General features: G+C 65.2%; 2 protein-coding genes. Both read left to right on the top strand.

Features of this window, described 5'->3' with window-relative positions; genetic code table 11:
* Window positions 1-487 (top strand): hypothetical protein (locus tag ACTQ1S_RS09240; RefSeq protein WP_441547559.1); only part of this gene is annotated, 487 nt, incomplete at its 5' end.
* A 107-nt stretch (window positions 488-594) separates the two neighbouring features.
* Window positions 595-2,094, top strand: coding sequence for a hypothetical protein (locus tag ACTQ1S_RS09235; RefSeq protein WP_441042077.1), 1,500 nt, complete (start codon window positions 595-597; stop codon window positions 2,092-2,094).
* The last annotated feature ends 62 nt before the right edge of the window (window positions 2,095-2,156 follow it).

Below are 2,156 nucleotides of genomic sequence, written 5' to 3'. Positions count from 1 at the left end.
GGTGGCGCGATACCACCAGATGCATATCGGCGCGACGCTGGAGGTGTTGAGCATGTCTGACGAGCCCCATATCCCGGCCCCGTGTCCAGCCTCGTTGGCGGATGGTGGGCGTGCTTTGTGGCGTGGCGTGGCGGACGTGTTCGAGCTGACGCCGGAGCAGTTGGTGCAACTGGAGGAGGCGTGCCGGGCAAAGGATCGGCTCGATTCTCTGGATGCGGCGATCCGTGGCAAGCATGACGTGCTGCTGTCGATTGAGACGGACGGTAACGGAGTGTCCAGCTTGGTCGTGAACTCGGCGCTGCGTGAGGCGAACGCGACGGCCACGGTCCTCAAGCAGCTGCTGGCGGCGCTGCGGTTGCCGGACGTGGAGGGTCGACGGCCCCAGTATCGGGGTCCGAGGGGTGCCTATCAGAAGTCTGTGGAGTCGGTCGCATCCGCAGGCAAGGTGTCGAGCCTTGACCGGGCGCGGAAGCGGCGCGCAGGCTGATGTTCCGCCCCCTGTTCGAGGGGCAGAAGTGCTCTCTCGGCTATGCCGTCATCGACTGGCTCGAGGCGTATGCCTGCCATGGCCCTGGGCCGGTGGAGGGGCAGCCGTTGACGTTCGATGACGAGATGTTTGACTTCATCGTGGACGCCTACGAGCTCGAACCGGCGTCGGGGCGTCGGTTGATCTCTCGTGGCGTGCTGTCAATGCCGAAGGGTCGGGCGAAGTCGGAGGTCGCGGGCCTGATTGGCGTGGCGGAGGCTCTGGCCCCGGTGCGTTTTGACGGCTGGGATGCGAGCGGGCAGCCGGTGGGACGCCCGATCCGCTCCCCGTTCGTCCGCTGCCTCGCGACCGAGGAGAAGCAGTCGGGCAACACGTTCCAAAACATTGCTTTCGTGATGGGTGACTGGGGACACGACAACCACCCAGACATCTACGACGGCGTGAAGGGCATCCGCGACTACCGCTCAGCGACTAACATCTATCTGCCGAACGGTGGGGAGTGCCGCTCGAGTTCGTCTGGTGCCGCGTCGAAGGACGGCGGCAAGGAAACGTTCCTCGTGCCGGATGAGGTGCACCTGTACGTGCTCCCGGAGCTGCGGAACATGTACGCCACGACGATGCGTAACTTACCGAAGAGGTCGCGTGACGAACCGTGGGCGCTGCTGACAACGACCGCATTCCGTTACGGCGAGGAGAGCGTCTGGGAGACGATCTACAAGCGTTGGAAGGCCGAGCAACTAGGCCCCGGATGGCTGGTGCACCATCGCGAGGCGAAGGGACCGATCCGCATCTATGAGGACCGCGAGCACACGCTGGCGCAGCTGCGTTACGTGTACGGCGCGGCGATGGACCCCGTGTCGGGGTGGATGACCCCTGAACTTGCCTATCGGACGATGCTGGACCCAACCGAGTGCCGTGACGAGGCTGAGGGTGCCCGCTACTACCTGAACCGCGCCATGGCGTCCTCGGATGCGTGGATCGCGCTCAGGGCTGTGGAGGACGCCCAGATGGACGGCCCCGAACCTGCCGATGGCACAGCGATCACGCTCGGGTTCGACGGGTCGCTGAACTCCGACTCGACCATCCTCCGCGGCTGCCGGATGTCAGACGGCTACCGGTGGACGATCGGACTGTGGGAGAAACCCGAGGGTGTCGACGGCATCGGATGGCAGGTGCCGCGCACTGAGGTGCTGGAGCGTATCCGTGAGGCGCACAAGCGCTATCGCGTGATCCGAGGCCACTACGACCCACACGAGTGGCGCAGCGACATCTCAGACCTGGCGCACGAGTTCGGCGAGGACGTGGTGGTCGAATTCCCCACGACGTCGGACACCCTGATGGGGCCGGCGCTGGACACGCTCCACACCGACATCGTGAACGGCACCACGAAACAGAGCAGCGACCCGGACGCGCTGCGGCACTACGGCAACGCGTTCGTGAAGCGGCGCGGCCAGTACCGGCTGATCCGCAAGGAATACCCGAACAGCCCCCGCAAGATCGACGTCGTAGTGGCAGACGCCCTCGCGTACGCGGCGAGACGGGCTGTGCTGGCCACCGACTGGACCGATGACGACTCACAGAACAGCGCCGTGTGGTGCTTCGCCTAGACGATGAATGGAGGTGGGCATGGGTGACATTGATGTCCTGAACCGCCTCCACCGCAAGACCC

The sequence above is a fragment of the Collinsella sp. LCP21S3_D3 genome (assembly GCF_052118305.1).
GTDB lineage: Bacteria > Actinomycetota > Coriobacteriia > Coriobacteriales > Coriobacteriaceae > Collinsella.
This window is presented reverse-complemented; position numbering and strand designations above follow the sequence as displayed.